Raw genomic sequence first — 19,268 nt, 5'->3', positions numbered from 1 at the left:
ATCACCGTCGAACCATGCTAACCAGCGCTCTCCGGGGGCGCCCCCTTGTCCACAGCCCGGCGGGCCCTCGCGGAGGGTGCCTGTGGACAAGGGGGCGGGCCGGGCCGGACGGCGGCTACGCTAGGTACGTGACGTTCCCGGTAGTCGGCATGGTCGGCGGCGGTCAGCTCGCCCGTATGACCCACGAGGCGGGTATCCCCCTCGGCCTCAGATTCAAGCTCCTCAGTGACACGCCCCAGGACTCGGCGGCCCAGGTGGTGAGCGAGGTCGTCGTGGGCGACTATCGCGACCTGGACACGCTGCGTGACTTCGCGCGCGGCTGTGACGTGATCACGTTCGACCACGAACATGTCCCGGTCGAGCACCTCCGCGCCCTGGAGGCCGACGGTATCCCCGTCAGACCCGGCCCCGAGGCGCTGCTGCACGCCCACGACAAGGGCGTCATGCGCGCGCGGCTCACCGAACTCGACGTGCCCTGCCCGCGCCACCGGATCGTGGCCGACGCGGCCGACGCCGCCGCCTTCGCCGCCGAGGTGGGCGGCTTCCCCGTCATCCTGAAGACGGTGCGCGGCGGGTACGACGGCAAGGGCGTCTGGCTCGTACGGTCCCAGGCCGACGCCGAGGAGCCCTTCCGCGCCGGGGTCCCCGTCCTCGCCGAGGAGAAGGTCGACTTCGTACGGGAGCTGGCGGCGAACATCGTCCGCTCGCCGCACGGCCAGGCCGTGGCCTACCCCGTGGTCGAGTCCCGGCAGGTCGACGGCGTCTGCGACACCGTCATCGCGCCCGCGCCCGGACTCGACGAGGCGCTGTCGGGCGAGGCCCAGCGGCTGGCGCTGCGCATAGCCGCCGAGCTGGGCGTGGTCGGCCATCTCGCGGTGGAGCTCTTCGAGACGCGGTCCGCCGACGGCACCCCGGGCATCCTCGTCAACGAACTGGCGATGCGCCCCCACAACTCCGGGCACTGGACGCAGGACGGCGCGATCACCTCGCAGTTCGCCAACCACGTACGGGCGGTCCTGGACCTGCCGCTGGGCGACCCGCGCCCGCGCGCGCCCTGGACGGTCATGTGCAACGTCCTCGGCGGTGACTACCCCGACATGTACACGGCGTATCTGCACTGCATGGCCAGGGACCCCCAGCTCAAGATCCACATGTATGGCAAGGACGTGAAACCCGGCCGCAAGGTGGGGCATGTCAACACCTACGGCGACGACCTGGACGACGTGCTGGAGCGCGCCCGTCACGCAGCCGGCTACCTCAGAGGAACGATCACCGAATGACACCCCCTGTCGTGGGCATCGTCATGGGTTCCGACTCGGACTGGCCCGTCATGGAGGCCGCGGCCACGGCCCTCCACGAGTTCGAGATCCCGTACGAGGTCGATGTCGTCTCCGCCCACCGCATGCCGCACGAGATGATCGCGTACGGCGAGGACGCGGCGGGCCGGGGCCTCAAGGCGATCATCGCGGGCGCGGGCGGCGCGGCCCACCTGCCGGGCATGCTGGCCTCGGTGACCCCGCTGCCGGTGATCGGCGTCCCCGTACCCCTGAAGTACCTGGACGGCATGGACTCGCTGCTCTCCATCGTCCAGATGCCGGCCGGCGTCCCGGTCGCGACGGTCTCGGTGGGCGGCGCGCGCAACGCGGGCCTGCTGGCCGCCCGGATCCTCGCGGCGCACGACCCGGAGCTCCAGGACCGGATGCGCGAGTTCCAGCAGGAGCTGAAGCGGCAGGCGACGGAGAAGGGCCAGCGGCTGCGCGCGAAGGTCGAGGGCTCGGAGCACTTCGGGTTCGGCACGTGACGGCGCCGGAAGCCTCCGCCCACGAGGCCGGGGCCGAGGATGAGATTGGGGCCGAGGACCTCCTGGCGGCGGCCCGCGCCCTGCTGGCCGACGCCCCGGTGGTCGACGGCCACAACGACCTGCCGTGGGCGCTGCGCGAGAACGTACGGTACGACCTGGACCGCCTCGACATCGCCGAGGACCTCACGGGCCGCCTCCACACGGACATCCCCCGGCTGCGGCGCGGCGGCGTCGGCGGCCAGTTCTGGTCCGTGTACGTACGGTCCGACATGGCCGGGGACGACGCGGTCAGCGCGACGCTGGAACAGATCGACGTGGTCGGCCGGCTCCTCGCCCGCTACCCCGACGACCTGGCCCGCGCGCTGACGGCGGACGACATGGAGACCGCGCGGCGCCAGGGCAGGGTCGCGTCGCTGATGGGCGCCGAGGGCGGCCACTCCATCAACAACTCCCTCGCCACCCTGCGCGCCCTGCACACGCTGGGCGTCCGCTACATGACGCTCACGCACAACGACAACCTGCGCTGGGCCGACTCGGCCACGGACGCCCCGTCGGTGGGCGGGCTCTCGCCCTTCGGCCGTGAAGTGGTCCGCGAGATGAACCGGGTCGGCATGCTGGTCGACCTCTCGCACGTGGCCGCCACGACGATGCGCGACGCGCTCGCCGCGACGGCCGCGCCGGTGATCTTCTCGCACTCGTCGGCGCGGGCGATCTGCGACCACCCCCGCAACATCCCGGACGACGTCCTGGAGCGGCTGCCCGCCAACGGGGGCGTCGCGATGGCCACGTTCGTGCCGAAGTTCATCCTCCCGGCGGCGGTGGACTGGACCCGGGAGGCCGACGCGAACATGCTCGCGCACGGCCTGCACCCGCTGGCCACGACCGCCGACGCCATGCGGGTCCACGAGGACTTCGAGGCGGCGAACCCGCGCCCGGTCGCGACGGTCGCCACGGTCGCGGACCATCTCGACCACATGCGCGCGACCGCGGGCATCGACCACATCGGTATCGGCGGCGACTTCGACGGCACGGCGTTCACCCCGAAGGGCCTGGAGGACGTCGCCGGCTACCCGAACCTGATCGCGGAGCTGCTGGCCCGCAAGTGGTCGACGGCGGACATCTCCAAGGTGACCTGGGGCAACGCGGTCCGGGTGCTCCGGGCGGCCGAGGGCGTCTCGCGCACGCTGCGCAGAGAGCGCCCGGCGTCACAGGCGACGATCACCGACCTGGACGGCTGAGCCCCCGAGCCCGGCTGTACGAGGGCGCCCTCCCCGGCCCCGGGGAGGGCGCCCTCAGCCGTCAGCGGGCGCCCGCAGGCTTCCAGCGGCGCGCCGTCAAGGCGCCGTCACTCGGCGCAGAGACAGAACGGATGCCCGGCAGGGTCCGCATAGACCCGGAAGGACCGGTTCCGGTCCGTCGCGTCCAGCGGTACGGCACCCAGCGCCAGCACGCCCTTCTCCGCCACGTCCAGGTCGGGGACGCTCAGATCCAGGTGGAACTGCTGCGACCCCTCCGGCGCGGGCCACGCGGGCGGTACGAGGCCGGGCGCGGCCTGGAAGGCGAGCGGCGCGCCCGGGGCGCCCGTGAGGGTGACCCAGTCGTCGCCGTCCTCCCTGACCTCACCGCCCAGCACCTGGGCGTAGAAACCGGCGAGCGCGAGCGGGTCGGGGCAGTCCAGGACGACGGTGCCGAGTGTGGCGATGGCCATGGCGTTCGCTCCTCACGGATCGTGGTTACTGCTGGCTGGTTACTGCTAGATGGCCTCAATGGGTAACCGTTACTGCATGGTCCCCCATGAGAGGTAACGTCGCAACCATGAATGACCGTCCGCCCGCCCCCGGAGGGCTCGCCCTGATCCAGTCCCTGGTCAACTCGTGGGACATCGAGACGGGATCCGACCGGCTCACCACGGCGGACGGCCGGGCCGCCTTCGGGCTGGCCGAGCAGGACGTCCCGGCGGCCCGCGCCCTGCGCGAGGCCCTGCGCACCGCGTGCCTCGCGCACGCGGGCCTGCACCCCCGGGGCCGCTCCACCGCCACCCTGGACGAACTGCTGGCCGAGGCGCCGCTCCGTGTCGCCGTCGGGCCCGCGGGCGAGGTGGCGCTCCGCCCCGCGACCGCGCCCGACGCCCTGCTGTCCCGCGTCGCGGAGGCCATCGCGGCGGCGTCCGCCGACGGTACGTGGAGCCGGCTCAAGGCGTGCGAGGCGACGGACTGCCACTGGGCGTTCTACGACCGCAGCCCGGCCGGCCGTGGCCGCTGGTGCTCGATGTCGGTCTGCGGGGCCCGGGCCAAGATGCGCGCCTACCGCGCCAGACTCATGGACGGCGGCGGCGCGCCCCTCTGACGCGTACGTACGCGTCAGGCGCGCGGGCGCCCCATCGCGCGGTACGTCCACCCCGCCGCGCGCCACCGCTCCGGGTCCAGCGCGTTGCGCCCGTCCAGGATCAGCGGGCGCGCCGCCACCGCGGCCAGGGCCGCCGGGTCCAGCTCGCGGAACTCGCGCCACTCCGTCAGATGCAGGACGACATCGGCGCCGCGCACCGCGTCCAGCGCCGACTCCGCGTACCCCAGTGTCGGGAAGAGCCGCCGGGCGTTCGCCATGCCCTTCGGGTCGTAGACCGTGACCTGGCCGCCCTGGAGGTGGATCTGGCCCGCGACATTGAGCGCGGGGGAGTCCCGTACGTCGTCGGAGTCCGGCTTGAACGTCGCGCCGAGTACGGCGACCCGCTTGCCCAGGAACGACGAGTCGGCGCCCACCGCCTCCCGTGCCAGCTCCACCATGTGGCCACGGCGGCGCATGTTGATCGAGTCGACCTCGCGCAGGAACGTCAGCGCCTGGTCCGCGCCCAGCTCACCGGCGCGCGCCATGAACGCCCGGATGTCCTTGGGCAGACAGCCGCCGCCGAAGCCGATACCGGCGCGCAGGAACTTCTTCCCGATGCGCTCGTCGTGCCCCAGCGCCTCCGCCAGCTTCACGACATCGCCGCCGGCCGCCTCGCAGACCTCGGCCATCGCGTTGATGAACGAGATCTTCGTCGCCAGGAAGGAGTTCGCCGAGGTCTTGACCAGCTCGGCGGTCGGGAAGTCCGTCACCACGAAGGGCGAGCCCTCGCCGATGGGCGTCGCGTACACCTCGCGCAGCGTCCGCTCGGCCTTCGTGGTGCCCGTACCGTCCGTGCCACCCGTACCGCCCGTACCACCCGTACCGCGCACGCCGATCACGATCCGGTCCGGGCGCAGCGTGTCCTGCACGGCGAAGCCCTCGCGCAGGAACTCCGGGTTCCAGGCCAGCTCCACCTCGCGCCCGGCCGGCGCCACCTCCGCGATCCGGGCCGCGAGCCGGTCCGCGCTGCCGACGGGCACGGTGGACTTGCCGACGACCAGCGCGGGCCGGGTCAGATGCTTGGCCAGGCTCTCGACCGCCGCGTCGACGTAACTCATGTCGCAGGCGTACTCGCCGTGCTTCTGAGGGGTGTTCACGCAGACGAAGTGCACATCGCCGAAGTCCGCGACCTCCGCCCAGTCCATGGTGAACCGCAGCCGCCCCGTCGACCCCTCGATCCCGGCCACGTGCTTGCGCAGCAGCTCCTCCAGGCCGGGTTCGTACATCGGTACGCGGCCCGCCGAGAGCAGCTCGATCTTCTCGGGCACCACGTCGAGCCCGAGGACCTCGAAGCCCAGTTCCGCCATGGCCGCGGCGTGCGTGGCGCCGAGATAGCCGGTGCCGATCACGGTGATCTTGAGGGCCATGTGGGTGCTCCAAGGAGAGACGGGCGGTGTGCGGCCCGAGCATATCCGCGCGTCGGAAGCGCTCCGCAGGGGCACTTCTCCCTCAGGGGGAGGCTGTCGGCAAACTCACCTATGCCTGCGCCGCCACCGCCGTCTAAAATTGGGTTACTTAACGGTAGTTAGCATCCTGGGGAGTGAAAGACCGTGGCCGGACCGGCTGATTTCGACCTGTACCGCCCCTCCGAAGAGCACGACATGCTCCGCGAGACCGTGCGCGCGCTCTCCGAGGCGAAGATCGCGCCGTTCGCCGCGGCGGTGGACGAAGAGGCCCGCTTCCCGCAGGAGGCGCTGGACGCGCTGGTCGCGTCCGACCTGCACGCCGTCCACGTCCCCGAGGAGTACGGCGGCGCCGGCGCCGACGCCCTGGCCACCGTGATCGTCATCGAGGAGGTCGCGCGGGTCTGCGCCTCCTCCTCGCTGATCCCGGCCGTGAACAAGCTGGGCTCGCTCCCGGTGATCCTCTCCGGCTCCGAGGAGCTGAAGAAGAAGTACCTGCGCCCGCTGGCCCAGGGCGACGCGATGTTCTCGTACTGCCTCTCCGAACCGGACGCGGGCTCCGACGCGGGCGGCATGAAGACCCGGGCCGTACGCGACGGCGACCACTACGTCCTCAACGGCGTGAAGCGCTGGATCACCAACGCGGGCGTCTCCGACTACTACACGGTCATGGCCGTCACCGACCCGGAGAAGCGCACCAAGGGCATCTCGGCGTTCGTCGTCGAGAAGGACGACGAGGGCGTCTCCTTCGGCGCCCCGGAGAAGAAGCTCGGCATCAAGGGCTCGCCGACCCGCGAGGTCTACCTCGACAACGTCCGCATCCCCGCCGACCGCCTCCTCGGCGCTGAGGGCACCGGCTTCGCCACCGCGATGAAGACCCTGGACCACACCCGCATCACCATCGCCGCCCAGGCCCTCGGCATCGCCCAGGGCGCCCTCGACTACGCCAAGGGCTACGTCCAGGAACGCAAGCAGTTCGGCAAGCCGATCGGCGACTTCCAGGGCGTCCAGTTCATGCTGGCCGACATGGCCATGAAGCTGGAGGCCGCCCGCCAGCTCACCTACGCGGCGGCGGCCAGGTCGCAGCGCGTCACAGGGGGCGCCACCAAGGAGGACCTGACCTTCTTCGGCGCCGCGGCCAAGTGCTATGCCTCGGACGCGGCCATGGAGATCACGACGGACGCGGTCCAACTCCTGGGCGGCTACGGCTACACACGCGACTACCCGGTGGAACGCATGATGCGCGACGCCAAGATCACCCAGATCTACGAGGGCACGAACCAGGTCCAGCGCATCGTCATGGCCCGCAACCTGCCGTAGCCCCCGTCCCGGCCCCGGCCCCGTGCCGGGGCCCGGACGTATCCGTCCGGCGGACGTCGACCGGCCGCGGGCCCCCACGCCACCGCCGCCGGGCCAGGAGGCCGCGGCGGCGGAGAACGGGGAGCGGAGGAACGGAGGACGCGGGCGTCAGTCGCTGGTGACCGTGACCTTCTCGTCGTTGTTGAGCTGGTTCACCAGCTCCTTGACCTTCGCCTTGTCCCAGACCAGGTTGCCGCCCACGCTGCCCGAGATCGGCATGTTCATGGAGACCCCGTCGCCGCCCGTGATGCCCTTCATCGCGAAGAACATCTGGCCCAGCGACCAGAGCGACATGTCCTTGTCCACGATCAGGGTGTCCAGGCCCGCGCTCATCGTCGGGTAGAGCTTGAACGGGTTCAGGATCGTGCCCGGGGTGGCCGTCTGCGAGGCCAGGGCCGCCAGGAACTTCTGCTGGTTCTTCGTACGGTCCAGGTCACTGGCGGCGAACGCGTACCGTGTACGGACGAAGGCCAGCGCCTGTTCGCCGTCCAGGGTCTGCTTGCCCGCCTGGAAGTCGGCGCCCGACTTCTTGTCCTTGAACGCCTTCGGGATGTCCATCTCCACCCCGCCGATCGCGTCCACGATGTTGGCGAAGCCGGCGAAGCCGATCTCCACGTAGTGGTCGATGTACAGCCCGGTGTTGAACTCGACGGTACGGACGAGCAGCTCGGGGCCGTCCTCCGCGTACGCCGCGTTCAGCTTGGTCTGGCGGCCGGTGCTCGGGTACTCCTTGCCGGACTCCGAGCCCACGAACGACGGGATCGTCACATTCGAGTCGCGCGGCAGCGAGATCAGCGTCGGACCGTTCGACCCGTCGTGCAGGATCATCATCGAGTCGGTCCGCTTGCCCTCGGCGGAGCCCGTGTGGAGCTTCTTCTTGTCCTCGTCGGACATGCCCTCGCGGCTGTCGGAACCGACGATCAGATAGTTCGTGCCGTCGCCCTGGCTCGGCCGCTCGATGACCTTCGAGAGGTCGACCTCGCGCTTGAGCTTGCCGTCGGCCCAGAAGTACGTACCGATGGACGTGACCAGCAGCGCCACCACCAGGACCAGCGCGCCGATCTTGATCCGGCGCCCCCAGTCGGGCGCGTACCGCGGCCCGGGGGCCCCGCCGGGCTGCGGCGGGATGTAGCCGCCTCCGCCGCCCTGGCCGCCACCCGCGCCGGCGGGGGAGCCGTAGACCTGGCCCGTGTTGTACCCGCTGTCGTAACCGGCGCCCTGCCCCTGGCCGCGCCCCTGCGCCTGCTGGGGTACGCCGCCCCGCTGCACATGCGGCATGACGCGCGCGCCTTCGGGCTGTGTGCCTCCGCTGCCGCGCCCGTAACGGTCGTTGCGGTCGCCGGTCCGCCCATCGGGCCAATCATTCATGCGCACAGTGTGCCGGGCCGGTCTGTGTCCGATCCAGGGAGGTGGGAAATCGGACCAGGCCCGTTGCGAATCTGATGCAATGCGAACCGGAATGGAGCCCTTGTGAAGGTTTGACCTCGGGACGGCCGGCCGGACGGGCGGTCGGCCGGGCGGGCCGCCGGGCGGACAAGCGGGTTACGGGCAGACCGCCTGGTCGCCGGTGGTCGCGTCGAACTCACCCTTCGGGTTTTCCTCCGCCCGTACCGGAGTCACCGCCTTGAAGTCCGTCCCCGCCATCACCTTCAGCGTCGCGCCCTGCTGCTTCACCGCCCGCAGCTCGCTGCCCGGCAGCGCCGCCGCCAGGGACTTCGCCGAGCGGTCCCAGCGCGGGTCGTACATCACCACCGTCCGCCGGACGTCGTCGCCGTCCGAGGTGAGCGGCGAGCCGGTGGTACGGAATCCGGTGGCGTGCAGCGCGTCGTCGACCCGCTTGCCCAGACCGTCGGCCGGCGTCCCGTTGTAGACCTGTACGCGGATGTCCTGCGGGCTCACCTCGACGACCGTGGCCTCCCCGGCCGACGGGGAACCGGAGCCCGTCCGGCGCGGCGGTGCCAGCGGCTCGTCCTCGCGCAGCGCCTGGAAGAGCCGCTTGGACTTCACGGGGTCCCACTTCACCGTCGCGCCGACGCCCTTCACCGGGACCGAGGCGCCGCCCCCGGCCAGCGGTACGGACGTGAACTCCGACGAGGAGGGTGAGAAGCCGCGCATCGCCTCGTTGACGGCGAGCATCTGCTCGGCGCCGAACCCGGCGTCGGCCCTGACCGAGCCGAGGACCGTCGAGGTGACCTCCTTGAACCGCGCCGGGTTCAGCAGCACCCCGCTGCTGGTCGCCCGGGAGATCAGGGCGGCGACGAAGCGCTGCTGGCGCTGCATCCTGCCGAGGTCCGCCGCGCCGTCGACATGGCGGGAGCGTACGTACTGAAGGGCCTCGCCGCCGTTCATCCGGTGCGTGCCGGGCGCCAGATCGAGCCCGGTGTACGTGTCCTTCATCGGCCGGGTCGTGCAGATGTCCACGCCCTCCAGCGCGTCCACCGTCTTCATGAAGCTCGTGAAGTCGACCTCCAGGTAGTGGCTGATCTTCACGCCCGTCAGGTGCTCGACGGTACGGACGGTCAGACCGGGCCCGCCCTCCGCGTACGCCGCGTTCAGCTTGACCGGGTGCGGGGCGTGGTGCTTGCCCGTGGTGCCGTCGGTGTGCTCGGGCAGCTCGGCGAAGCTGTCGCGGGGGAGGCTCACCACACTGGCGCGCCGCCCGTCGGCCGAGAGATGGACCAGCATGATCGTGTCGGTGCAGTGGCAGGGCGCGCCGCCGAGGCGGTACTTCTGCCGCTCCTCCTCCGTGATCTTGTCGCGGCCGTCGGTGCCGACGAGCAGCAGGTTCAGCCCGCGGCCGGCGCCCGGCCGGTTCTTCATGTCCTTGAACGGGTCGATCCGGCCGATCCCGGTGTCCAGGCTGGTCATCACGGCGTGGCCGATCCCGCCCGCCCCCAGGACCAGGACGGAGAGCGCCGTCGCCATCCGCATCCCCCAGCGGGGCCGCCCGTCCTTCTTTCCCCCGCCCTTCCTCCGCCCGTCTTCCTTCCGGGCGTCCGGACGACGGCCTACGTCAGGACGGCGGGTGGTGCGGGTGGTGCGGGGCGGCGTGGGCACGGGAGACACCTCCGCGGTGAACAGGGCGAGCACGGGCGGGCACGGGCGAACACGGTGGGAGCGGACCGTGAGCACGGTAAGCCCATACGATCAGCGACGCCGGTCCGCAACCGGACGGCGCGCTTCGCTGTCCCCCGTTCGCGGTAACGTGGGCGGCCATACCGCCGTAGCCCGAAGGCCCCCGAAGGACCCCATGCCTGCCCTGCCTCCCGCAGTCTCCGTGATCATGCCGGTGCTCAACGAGGAACGTCATCTGAGGAACTCCGTCCGGCACATCCTGGAGCAGGAGTACGAGGGCGAGATGGAGGTGGTCATCGCCCTGGGCCCCTCCACGGACCGTACGGACGAGATCGCCGCGGAGCTGGTGCGGGAGACCGCGTCCCACGCGCGCGCCCAGGTGCGGACCGTGCCCAACCCGACGGGCCGCACCCCCGCCGCGCTCAACGCCGCGATCAAGGCGTCCAAGCACCCCGTCGTCGTACGGGTCGACGGCCACGGCATGCTCTCGCCGAACTACATCGCGACCGCCGTCAGGCTGCTGGAGGAGACCGGCGCCCAGAACGTCGGCGGCATCATGCACGCCGAGGGCGAGAACGACTGGGAGAACGCGGTCGCCGCCGCCATGACGTCGAAGATCGGCGTCGGCAACGCGGCCTTCCACACCGGCGGCGCGGCGGGCCCCGCCGAAACCGTGTATCTGGGTGTCTTCCGGCGCGAGGCGCTGGAGCGGCTCGGCGGCTACAACGAGGAGTTCATCCGCGCCCAGGACTGGGAGCTGAACTTCCGGATCCGCGAGTCCGGCGGCGCGATCTGGTTCTCCCCGGAGCTGCGCGTCCAGTACCGGCCGCGCCCCTCGGTGCGCGCGCTCTCCAAGCAGTACAAGGAGTACGGCCGCTGGCGCCATGTCGTCGCCCGCTACCACTCCGGCTCGATCAACCTCCGCTACCTCGCCCCGCCGACGGCCGTCTGCGCCATCGCCGCGGGCCTCGTCGTCGGGGCGCTGCTCACGCCGTGGGGCCTGGTCGTGCCGGGCGGCTACCTCGCCGCGATCGTGGCCGGCTCCGTACCGGCCGGCAAGGGAATGGCGCCGAAGGCGCGGCTCCGGATCCCGCTGGCGCTGGCCACCATGCACATGTCGTGGGGGTACGGCTTCCTCACCAGCCCGAAGGCGCTCGCGAAGAAGGTCATCGCGAGCCGCCGCCCGGCGGCGCGGCCGGCCGAGGCCGCGGGCGCCGGAGTCGAGGCGGACGCGTAGCCGCCCGCCCCCGTACGAACCCAGGACGCCCCCTGTGCCCGTGCACAGGGGGCGTTCGCATGGGGGGCGTCCGTACGGGGATCAGAAAGCGGTACGTACGGGGATCAGAAGCGGTACGGCGCGTACACGTCCATGCACGCGTCCTTCTCCGAGCCGTTGAGGGCGTCCGCCGTGTCCGGGACCCCGCCCGCCTCCGGCTTGCTCTCCTTCGGGAAGGACGTACCGTCGCGCCAGTCGGCGCCCACGACGACCGTGACGCCCGAGACGTCCGTGGACCGCTTCACCGAACTCGTCGGAATCCCGAGGGCCTTGGCGACCGCCTGCGCGTTCCCCTCCAGATCCGCGCTCGGGTAGCTGACCGTGGTCTTCTCCTGCGGCGAGAGCTGCGCGTCCGCCCTGGCCAGCGTGTAGCCCTTGGCCACCAGGGCCTGGGTGACATCGGCGGCGCGGCCCTTCACGGGGGTCTGCTCGCCGCCGGTGCCGTTGCGGACGATCACACCGGTCTCGGCGGGCGGTGTGGTCGCCTCCTTGGCGGTGTTCTCCTCGGCCTTCTTCCGCTTGGCCGCCGCCTCGGCCGCCGCCTTCTCCTCGGCCGTGCCGCCGTTGCTGTCGAAGGCCACGTCGTCGCGGACCATCGTCCACAGGTCGTCCGCGTCGCTGTCGGCGACGAGATGGTTCGGGTCCTGGGGGTCCACCACGGTCGGCATCGTCGTCATGGTGAGCCGGTTCGTCGGCACGCTCTTGAGCTGCATGGCGAGGTCGAAGAGCTTCTTGACCGTGTCGATCTCCTCGGACACCTCCAGCGACTTCGTGGCCGCCTCGGCCAGACCGGTCAGCCGGGGCGCGTCGGTGAAGACGTTCTGCGACTTCAGCTCGCGGATCATCGCGTTCATGTACATGTGCTGGGCCTTGGCCCGGCCGAGGTCGCTCTCGAAGGCGTGCCGGGTACGCAGCCACTGAAGCGCCTGCTGCCCCTGGACGCGGTGCGTGCCCGCCGTGAGCTTGAGCCCGGAGCCGCCGGGCACACCGGGCAGCGGCCGGTCCCAGACGTTGTTCTTGACGCAGACCCCGACGCCGCCGATGGCGTCGGCCATCTTCACCACACCGGAGAAGTCGATCGTCATCCAGTGGTCGATGTAGACGCCGGTCATCTTCTCCCAGGTGGCGAGGGTGCAGCCGGGGCCGCCGCGCGCCAGCGTCTCGTTGATGATCGTGTTCGTCGCGGGGTGGACCGTGCCGGTCTCCGCGTCCTTGCACTCGGGTATGTCGACCCGGGTGTCCCGGGGGATGCTCACGACCGAGGCGTTCTTCCGGTCGGCGGAGACATGGACGAGCATCTGGACGTCCGCGAGGGGCGGGCTGCCCACGGAGCCCTTGCTTCCGCCGAGCTTGACGTTCTCCGGCTTGTTACGGCTGTCGGAGCCGAGCAGCAGGATGTTCAGCGGGCGCTGGCCCGCCGCGTTGGCCCCGGGCTTGTCCAGTCCGTCGGAGCCGCTGCTCCGCTCGCCGCTGCGGATGTTGCCGTTGAGGTGGCGGTAGTACAGGTAACCGGCGCCGGCCGTCCCGAGTATGAGGAGCGAGAGGACGGCGGTGGCCCAGCGCAGTACGCGGCGGACCAGCGGCCGGCGGCCCCCGGCGCTCTTCGCGGGCTTCCCCGCCTTTCCGGTCTTCCCAGGGTTCCCGGGCTGTCCGGCCTTCCCGGACTTTCCCGGATGCGCGGATGCCCCAGGCTTCCCGAGTTCCCCGGCCTCTCCGGGCTCCCCGTTCCCGGCGCCCTCGACGCCCGGAACTCCGCCCTCGCCGCCGTCGTACAGGCTGTCGTCCCAGCCCAGTTCCCCGGCGCGCGGGCCGCGTTCGCGCGCCCCGTCCCGCCGTACACCGCTCGTACCCACCGGATCCCCCTCAGGCCGGCCGTACGAGCCGGTGCCCACATGTCACTTGGAGCAGACCTGCTTGTCCGCTTCCACCTTCTGCACACCCTCCGGCGCCTTCGCCGATCCGGTGATGGGCACACCCGCGCCCTTGAAGTCGGCCCCGAGCGTCAGCGTCATCGCCTCAAGCCCCACGGCGTCCTCCGTGCCCGGCTTCAGGGCGGCTGCGGGCAGCCCCATCATCGCCGCGAGGGCGCGCGCCTGGTCCGCCTGGTTGGGCGCGTACTCCAGCGTCGTCTTCGACACGTTCGCCGGGGCGTTGCCCTTGTTGGAGGACTTCAGCACGCCCTCGGTGTTCTGGAGCCAGTTGAGCGTCTCCTGCGCCGAACCCTGCGGGCCGCCGCCGTTGAAGACATCGACCCGTACGTCGGCCGGATCGGCCTTGTCGCCCTTCAGCAGCGCTTCCTGCTTGCTCGCGGCGGCCTTCTTGTCCGCCTTCTCCTTCGCCTCCACCTCGGTCAGCGAGACATCGTTCTGCATCATCGTGAACAGCGGATTGGCCCGGGCCTCGTCGACCACGACGGTGGCCTTGACGACCTCCGCCGGGTTGTCGAGCACCGGCAGCGTGGTGAAGGTGATGTTCTTGGCCGGGACCTTGGCCAGCTCCTGGGCGAGGTCGCTCAGCTTGTTGATGCTGCCGATGCCGGTGTCCACCGTCAGCGCCTTGGTGGCCGCCTCCGCCAGCTTGAACAGCTTGCTGGGACTGGTCAGCGTGTCGCCGGACTTCATCGTCCGGATCATCGAGCTGAGGAACTGCTGCTGTGTCTGGATCCGGGTGAGGTCGCTCTCGTCGCCGAAGGCGTGGCGCGTACGGACGAAGGCGAGCGCCTGCTCCCCGTCGATGACCGTCTTGCCCTTGTCCAGCTTGAGATGGGACTTCGGGTCGTCGATGTCCTTCTCGACACAGACCTCGACCCCGCCGACCGCGGTGGACAGCGTCTTGACCGCGTTGAAGTCGGCCATCATGAAGTGGTCGACGGTGACGCCGGTCAACTCCTTGACCGTACGCATCGTGCAGCCGGGGTCCCGGTCGTCCTGGCCGAGGCTCGTGTTGAAACGGACCTGCGGCGTCCCGGGGATCACCGTGGTGCCGGACTCCGTCTTGGTCTCGCAGTCGGGGACGTCGGTGATCAGGTCCCGCGGGATGGAGAGCACCGTCGCGTTCGAACGGTCCTTGGAGACATGGAAGAGCAGTGTGGTGTCGGCGTGGCCGACACTGCCCTTGTCCCCGTACCCCTCGTTGCCCGCACCGGTCCGCTTGTCCGTGCCGATCACCAGGATGTTGACGGCCTGGTCCTTCTTGAAGCCGCCGCTGCCCGCGCCCTCGACATCGATCGTGGCGATGTTGCCGTTGAAGTGCTGGTACGCGGCGTACGCGGCGATGGAGCCGCCGACGAGGACGAAACCCATCACCCCGCCGGTCCACACCAGCGCCCGCTTCTTGCCCGCCTTCTTGGGCTTGCGCTTGCGCCGGCCCGGCGCGGCGGCGGCCGGGTCGGCCGCCGCTCCCTTGCCCGCGCGACGGCTGCGCTGACCGGGGACCTCGGCGCGCTGCGCCCCGTTCCCGCCGCCCCGGCTCCGGCCGCCCGACCGGGGGCCGGGGGGAGTGGCGGCGCCGTCCTCGGCGGCCGCGGTTCTCCTTCTGCCGCCGGTGGGGGCGGTGCGTGACGGGGCGGTCGGTGACTGCCCTTCGGAGTGGTCCAGTCGCAGCTCGTAGTTACCGGTCTGCGGGTTGAGGACCCACTGGTCGGCGGGGTCGATATTGTCCGCCTGTCCACGGCTTTGCGCATCCACGGTTGCTTGAATCCTCCGTCGGTGCCACGCGAGTCGTCTTCCCCGGAAGACGCTCGGTTTTCGATCCAGCAGTGCGCGACCATGCGGCCGGATGCACCGGATCGCGTCACACTATCCGCCTAGTTCAACGTCAAGCGACGTCCGTGACAAATTCCTCACCCCTTACAAGCGGGCAATCTGCCCAATCTCCATGGAGTGTGCGCTTCTCCTTGCCCATTGCTTTACCCGCACATGCCCGCCTCGGCATTGGAGCCCGTGAAAGTGGGCTCCGACGTCGCACGCGGAGAGGGCGCCCCGGTGCCCGGCTCCGCATCCGATGCCGAGCCCGGAGCGGAGGCCGACGGGGAGCCCTCAGGGGTGTCCGACGGCGACGCGGTGTCCGACGGTGAGGTGGTCGTGGCGATCTCGACGGGTTCGTCGTCGCGCAGCCGCTCGAAGAGCTTCTTCGCACTGGACTCGACGAGTTCGTCGCGATTGGGGTCCAGGGTGTACGGCTGCCGGGGCACGGTCAGGAACTGGACCTTCTCCGTCGGCACGCCCCGCATCGAGCTCGCCAGGTCGTACAGGTCGCCCAGGCTGTTCAGCCCCGCGTCGGTGGTGATGGACTTCGTCACCGCGTCCAGCACCGGGTAGAGCCGCGTCGGATTGAGCAGCACCCCGTTGCTCTGCACCTTCTTGAACAGGGCACCGAGGAAACGCTGCTGCCGGTCCATGCGCTGGGTGTCGCTGCCGTCGCCGATGCCGTGCCGCGCCCGTACGTACCCCAGCGCCTGCTCGCCGGTGAGCTTCTGGCGGCCTTCGGGGAGCTTGAGATGCGCCTGCTCGTCGTCGACCGGCTCCTTCAGGCAGACCTCGACACCGTCGACCGCGTCCACGGTGTCCTCGAAGCCACTGAAGTCGATCACGATGTGGTGGTCGACGCGGATGCCGGTGAGCTTCTCGATCGTACGGATGGTGCACGCGGCGCCGCCGAACTGGAAAGCCCAGTTGAACTGCGCGAACTGCTCCCGCGTACGGCTGCCGTCCGAGGAGCGGCAGCTCGGTATGTCGACCATCAGGTCGCGCGGTATCGACATGGCCGTCGCGCTCTCCCGGTCGGCCGCGAGATGCAGCAGGATCGCGGTGTCGGAGCGCTGTGAACCGCCGTCGTCCCGCCCGTACCTGCCGTTGCCCTTGCCGGCCCGGCTGTCGGAGCCGATCAGCAGGATGTTCTGCGCGTCCAGGGCGACCGGGGTGGGGCGTTCCTTCTCGTACGTGCGGAGTTCGGCGGCGGCGGAGGTGTCGGTGGTGATGTTCCGGTCGAGCTTCCGGTACGCCCACCAGCCCGCGCCGGAGGCGCCGAGCAGGAGGACGGAGGTCCCGGCCGCGACCCAGCGCAGCCAGCGGCGCTTGCGGCGGGGCGGTACGGCGGCCTCGGCGGTGTCTTCCGCGGTGTCCTTCGCGGCGGCCTCGGCGGCCTCGGCGGTGTCTTTCGCGTCGCCTTCCGCGTCGTCCTTCGCGTCGCCTTCCGCGCTGTCGGCAGTGCTGTCGGTACGGAGCGCGGTGCCCGCCTCGGTCTCCTCGGGGCCCTCCGGAGCGGTGGAATCCGTGGACCTCTCCTCCGGTTCGGGCGGCGTGCCAGCACTTTCGGTCACGTCTTCGTCCATCCTTCAAGGCGTCGGCGACGCACACAGGCCGCCGGTCGCTGTCGTAGACGGGCGAGCACCACGCTTGGTTGTGCTGTGCGTTGCACGTTTCGCCGATCATGTGCTGCGGTTTGGTCACGGCGCCGGAAGCCGTGTCCGCTGTGCACCTGACAGGCGGTTTCCGCCTTGTCACGCGGTCATTGCACAGTCATTGCGCAGCCATGACGAAGGCGTGGCAAACCCGTCGCGCAGTCATGGTGAAGCCGTCCTTGAAGGAGGACGAGGCGCGTCACACGACGCTGTCGGTCACCCGCTCACTGGCCACGCGCTCCGCGAGCGCCGGCGCCGGCAGCGTGTCGAGATGGCGGCACAGGACGACGGAGCCGCCCGCGGCGAGCGGTGCGAACAGACCCGCCGACAGTCCCTCCCAGCTCTCGTACCCGAGCCCCGACAGCAGCCGCGAGCCGGGCCCGAGCCCGCGCTCCCGCGCGTCCGCGCGCGCCCGCGCGACCAGCGCGGCCGAGGTCAGCTCCGTACCGCCGATGCGGAGCGCGGGCGCGTCCGGGTCCACCGGGGCGTACGGCGCGAAGCGGTCGCCCTGGCCCGGCACCTCCACGGCGTAGTCGGCGAAGCCCTCCGGAGGCCGCGGGAACCGGCCGCCGAGCGGGCGCAGCGCGAGCGCCATCCGCTCGCCGGTGCAGGCGCGCGCCGCGGCGAGCGCGTCGGGGTCGGGGCCGCTGACCACGAGGTCGGCCGCGGCCGGGTCGCCGCCGATCTCGACGGTCACGCCGACCGAGGAGCAGGCGAGCAGCCAGACGGCGCTCTGCCAGTGCGCGGGGAGCAGCAGCGCCAGCCGGTCGCCGGGCTCCGCCGACAGGTCGCCCTGGAGCAGGTTGGCGGTCTTGGACACCCAATTGGCGAAGGTGGCCACGGACAATTCGACGCGTTCACCGGTGGCATCGTCGTAGAAGGTGACCAAGGGGCGGGCCGGGTCCGCGGTGAGAGCGGATCGCAGCAGGTCGGCGGGGGTACGGTCGCTGGCGTTCACCCGGGAAAGGGTACGCGGGCGGCCGACGCGGCTACCGCCGTACCGGTGACGCCGTACACCGGTTGGACCGACGGGCCGTCAGTTTCCCCGGCGCGCGCGGCGGGCGGGACGCGCCGAGGATCGGCCCATGCGTGCCTACCTTGCAACCTCGATCGGCGTGGCGTGCACCGCCGTACTCGTTCTCCCGCTGTCGCTGCCGTCGGGCGCGCTCGCCGCGTCCTCGGCAGCCCCACCGTCCGGTCGCGACGCCGGCCTCTGGACCGGCCCGCGGGCCCACCCCGGCGCGGCGGCCGTGCCGGGCTCCACCGAGTCCGTACCGCTGCGGCCCCTCGGCTCGACCCGGGCGCCGGGCGCCGTCGCGGAACAGGGGGTGGTCGCGCGGGACGTACGGCCCTTCTCGCTGCTCGGCGTCGTCTGGGACAACGCCGACGACGAACTCCGCGGCACGGTCCAGGTCCGTACCCGCGCGGCCGGCACCCACGTCTGGTCCGACTGGCAGGACGTCGAGACGCACAACCAGGAGCACGGCGCCGACCTCGGGACGCAGGAGCGCGACTCCGGGACCGTACGCGGCTCGACCGCGCCGCTGTGGGTCGGCGGCTCGGACGGCGTGGAACTGCGCGTACGGGCCACCGAGGAGGAGGACGAGACAGGACCGGCCCGCTCGCTGCTGCCGCAGGGGCTGCGCCTGGAGCTGATCGACCCGGGCGAGGAGCCGGACCGCCAGCCGGACGCCCCGTCAGATGCTCAGCAGGGCATGGAGTCCGGTGCGGCGACCGGGACCCCGGCGAGCCTGGAGACGGGAACGTCCCCCGCGAGCGGCACCATGACCGGCGAGCTGGCGGGCGGCGCCACCATGTCCGCCGAGGACATGGCCAGTTCGGCCGCCAACGAAGGGCTCGCCGAACTGGGCGCCGCCGAGATCCCCGCCCTGACCAAGGCGGCGGTCGAGGCGCAGGTGCCCGAAGCCGCCGCGAAGCCGTACGCCGCGCCGCGCCCGCGCATCATCACCCGCAAGGGGTGGGGCGCCAACGAGTCGCTGCGCGAGAAGCGGTTCGGCTACACCAGCACGGTGAAGGCGGCGTTCGTGCACCACAGCGCGACCGGCAACAACTACACCTGCAAGCAGTCACCCTCCGTCCTGCGCGGTATCTACCGCTACCACGTCAAGAGCAGCGGCTGGCGGGACATCGGCTACAACTTCGCCATCGACAAGTGCGGAAACATCTACGAGGGGCGCGCCGGGGGCGTGGCCAAGCCGGTGCTGGGCGCGCACACGCTCGGCTTCAACACCAACACCACGGGCATCGCCGTCCTCGGGTCGTACAGCGGCACGAATCCGCCGTCGGCGGCCACCACCGCCGTCGCCAAGCTCACCGCGTGGAAGCTCGGTCTGCACGGCAGGAACCCGCGGGCCAAGGTCACGCTGACGTCCGGGGGGAGCGGGAAGTACGGCAAGGGCAGGCGCGTCAGCCTGAACACCATTTCCGGTCACCGGGACGGGTTCAGCACCGACTGCCCGGGGAGTCGTCTCTACGGGAAGCTCGGCACCGTACGCGCGTCGGCGGCCAGGTACCAGGGCCGCTGACGCCGGGTCGGACGCCACCACT

15 protein-coding genes are annotated in these 19,268 nt (G+C 71.2%); 7 read left to right on the top strand and 8 right to left on the bottom strand.

The features are described from left to right. Positions 1 to 128 precede the first annotated feature (128 nt). The 3 genes from ACIO3P_RS19455 to ACIO3P_RS19445 are packed head-to-tail and all read left to right on the top strand — an operon-like array spanning position 129 to position 3,039. Positions 129 to 1,280, top strand: coding sequence for a 5-(carboxyamino)imidazole ribonucleotide synthase (locus ACIO3P_RS19455; RefSeq protein WP_329823512.1), 1,152 nt, complete (start codon positions 129 to 131; stop codon positions 1,278 to 1,280). Further along, positions 1,277 to 1,801, top strand: a complete 525-nt coding sequence (gene purE, locus ACIO3P_RS19450; protein ID WP_329823514.1) for a 5-(carboxyamino)imidazole ribonucleotide mutase — start codon at positions 1,277 to 1,279, stop codon at positions 1,799 to 1,801. The genes ACIO3P_RS19455 and purE overlap by 4 nt, the downstream gene beginning before the upstream one ends. Positions 1,802 to 1,845: 44 nt before the next feature. Beyond that, positions 1,846 to 3,039 carry a dipeptidase gene (locus ACIO3P_RS19445; RefSeq protein ID WP_329823565.1) on the top strand — a complete coding sequence of 398 codons (1,194 nt, stop codon included), beginning with the start codon at positions 1,846 to 1,848 and terminating at the stop codon, positions 3,037 to 3,039. A gap of 107 nt (positions 3,040 to 3,146) precedes the next feature. Here ACIO3P_RS19445 and ACIO3P_RS19440 read toward each other — a convergent pair whose 3' ends face one another. Then, entirely contained in the window at positions 3,147 to 3,509 is a 363-nt protein-coding gene (locus ACIO3P_RS19440) for a VOC family protein (RefSeq protein WP_401795733.1), read from the bottom strand. Between the two features lie 107 nt (positions 3,510 to 3,616). On the opposite strand from ACIO3P_RS19440, the gene ACIO3P_RS19435 reads away from it, so the two are divergent. Beyond that, positions 3,617 to 4,147 (top strand): CGNR zinc finger domain-containing protein, encoded by a 531-nt coding sequence (locus tag ACIO3P_RS19435; RefSeq protein WP_329823517.1) that lies wholly within the window; start codon positions 3,617 to 3,619, stop codon positions 4,145 to 4,147. 14 nt (positions 4,148 to 4,161) lie between these two features. Here ACIO3P_RS19435 and ACIO3P_RS19430 read toward each other — a convergent pair whose 3' ends face one another. Beyond that, a complete protein-coding gene (locus ACIO3P_RS19430) occupies positions 4,162 to 5,553 on the bottom strand; it encodes a UDP-glucose dehydrogenase family protein (RefSeq protein WP_401852616.1) in 1,392 nt (463 codons plus the stop codon). 183 nt (positions 5,554 to 5,736) lie between these two features. Here ACIO3P_RS19430 and ACIO3P_RS19425 point away from each other — a divergent pair, with 183 nt between their 5' ends. Further along, complete coding sequence (locus tag ACIO3P_RS19425; protein ID WP_329823519.1) at positions 5,737 to 6,909, top strand: acyl-CoA dehydrogenase; 1,173 nt, start codon at positions 5,737 to 5,739, stop codon at positions 6,907 to 6,909. A gap of 147 nt (positions 6,910 to 7,056) precedes the next feature. Here ACIO3P_RS19425 and ACIO3P_RS19420 read toward each other — a convergent pair whose 3' ends face one another. Both ACIO3P_RS19420 and ACIO3P_RS19415 read right to left on the bottom strand, forming a co-directional pair. Next, a complete protein-coding gene (locus ACIO3P_RS19420; protein WP_329823520.1) occupies positions 7,057 to 8,316 on the bottom strand; it encodes an LCP family protein in 1,260 nt (419 codons plus the stop codon). Positions 8,317 to 8,490: 174 nt separating this feature from the next. Next, positions 8,491 to 9,879: an LCP family protein gene (locus ACIO3P_RS19415; RefSeq protein WP_329823567.1), complete on the bottom strand. Its 1,389-nt coding sequence runs from the start codon at positions 9,877 to 9,879 to the stop codon at positions 8,491 to 8,493. Between the two features lie 319 nt (positions 9,880 to 10,198). On the opposite strand from ACIO3P_RS19415, the gene ACIO3P_RS19410 reads away from it, so the two are divergent. Further along, positions 10,199 to 11,260, top strand: coding sequence for a glycosyltransferase family 2 protein (locus tag ACIO3P_RS19410; protein WP_401852614.1), 1,062 nt, complete (start codon positions 10,199 to 10,201; stop codon positions 11,258 to 11,260). A 104-nt stretch (positions 11,261 to 11,364) separates the two neighbouring features. Here ACIO3P_RS19410 and ACIO3P_RS19405 read toward each other — a convergent pair whose 3' ends face one another. The 4 genes from ACIO3P_RS19405 to ACIO3P_RS19390 all read right to left on the bottom strand — a co-directional run bounded on the left by ACIO3P_RS19405 (position 11,365) and on the right by ACIO3P_RS19390 (position 17,658). After that, on the bottom strand, positions 11,365 to 13,152 hold the full coding sequence (locus ACIO3P_RS19405) for an LCP family protein (protein WP_401852611.1): 1,788 nt from the start codon (positions 13,150 to 13,152) through the stop codon (positions 11,365 to 11,367). Between the two features lie 42 nt (positions 13,153 to 13,194). Further along, complete coding sequence (locus ACIO3P_RS19400; protein ID WP_329823522.1) at positions 13,195 to 14,985, bottom strand: LCP family protein; 1,791 nt, start codon at positions 14,983 to 14,985, stop codon at positions 13,195 to 13,197. A gap of 221 nt (positions 14,986 to 15,206) precedes the next feature. Beyond that, positions 15,207 to 16,619, bottom strand: a complete 1,413-nt coding sequence (locus ACIO3P_RS19395) for an LCP family protein (RefSeq protein WP_401852609.1) — start codon at positions 16,617 to 16,619, stop codon at positions 15,207 to 15,209. A 280-nt stretch (positions 16,620 to 16,899) separates the two neighbouring features. After that, positions 16,900 to 17,658 carry a TIGR03089 family protein gene (locus ACIO3P_RS19390; RefSeq protein ID WP_401852607.1) on the bottom strand — a complete coding sequence of 253 codons (759 nt, stop codon included), beginning with the start codon at positions 17,656 to 17,658 and terminating at the stop codon, positions 16,900 to 16,902. A gap of 127 nt (positions 17,659 to 17,785) precedes the next feature. On the opposite strand from ACIO3P_RS19390, the gene ACIO3P_RS19385 reads away from it, so the two are divergent. Continuing rightward, the gene (locus tag ACIO3P_RS19385) at positions 17,786 to 19,246 is read left to right on the top strand and encodes a peptidoglycan recognition protein (RefSeq protein ID WP_329823526.1); all 1,461 of its coding nucleotides are present in this window, start codon (positions 17,786 to 17,788) and stop codon (positions 19,244 to 19,246) included. The last annotated feature ends 22 nt before the right edge of the window (positions 19,247 to 19,268 follow it).

The organism is Streptomyces sp. NPDC087310, assembly GCF_044744405.1.
Classification (GTDB): Bacteria; Actinomycetota; Actinomycetes; order Streptomycetales; family Streptomycetaceae; genus Streptomyces.
Note: the sequence above shows the minus strand (reverse complement) of the source record. Positions and strands in the feature narration are given on the sequence as shown.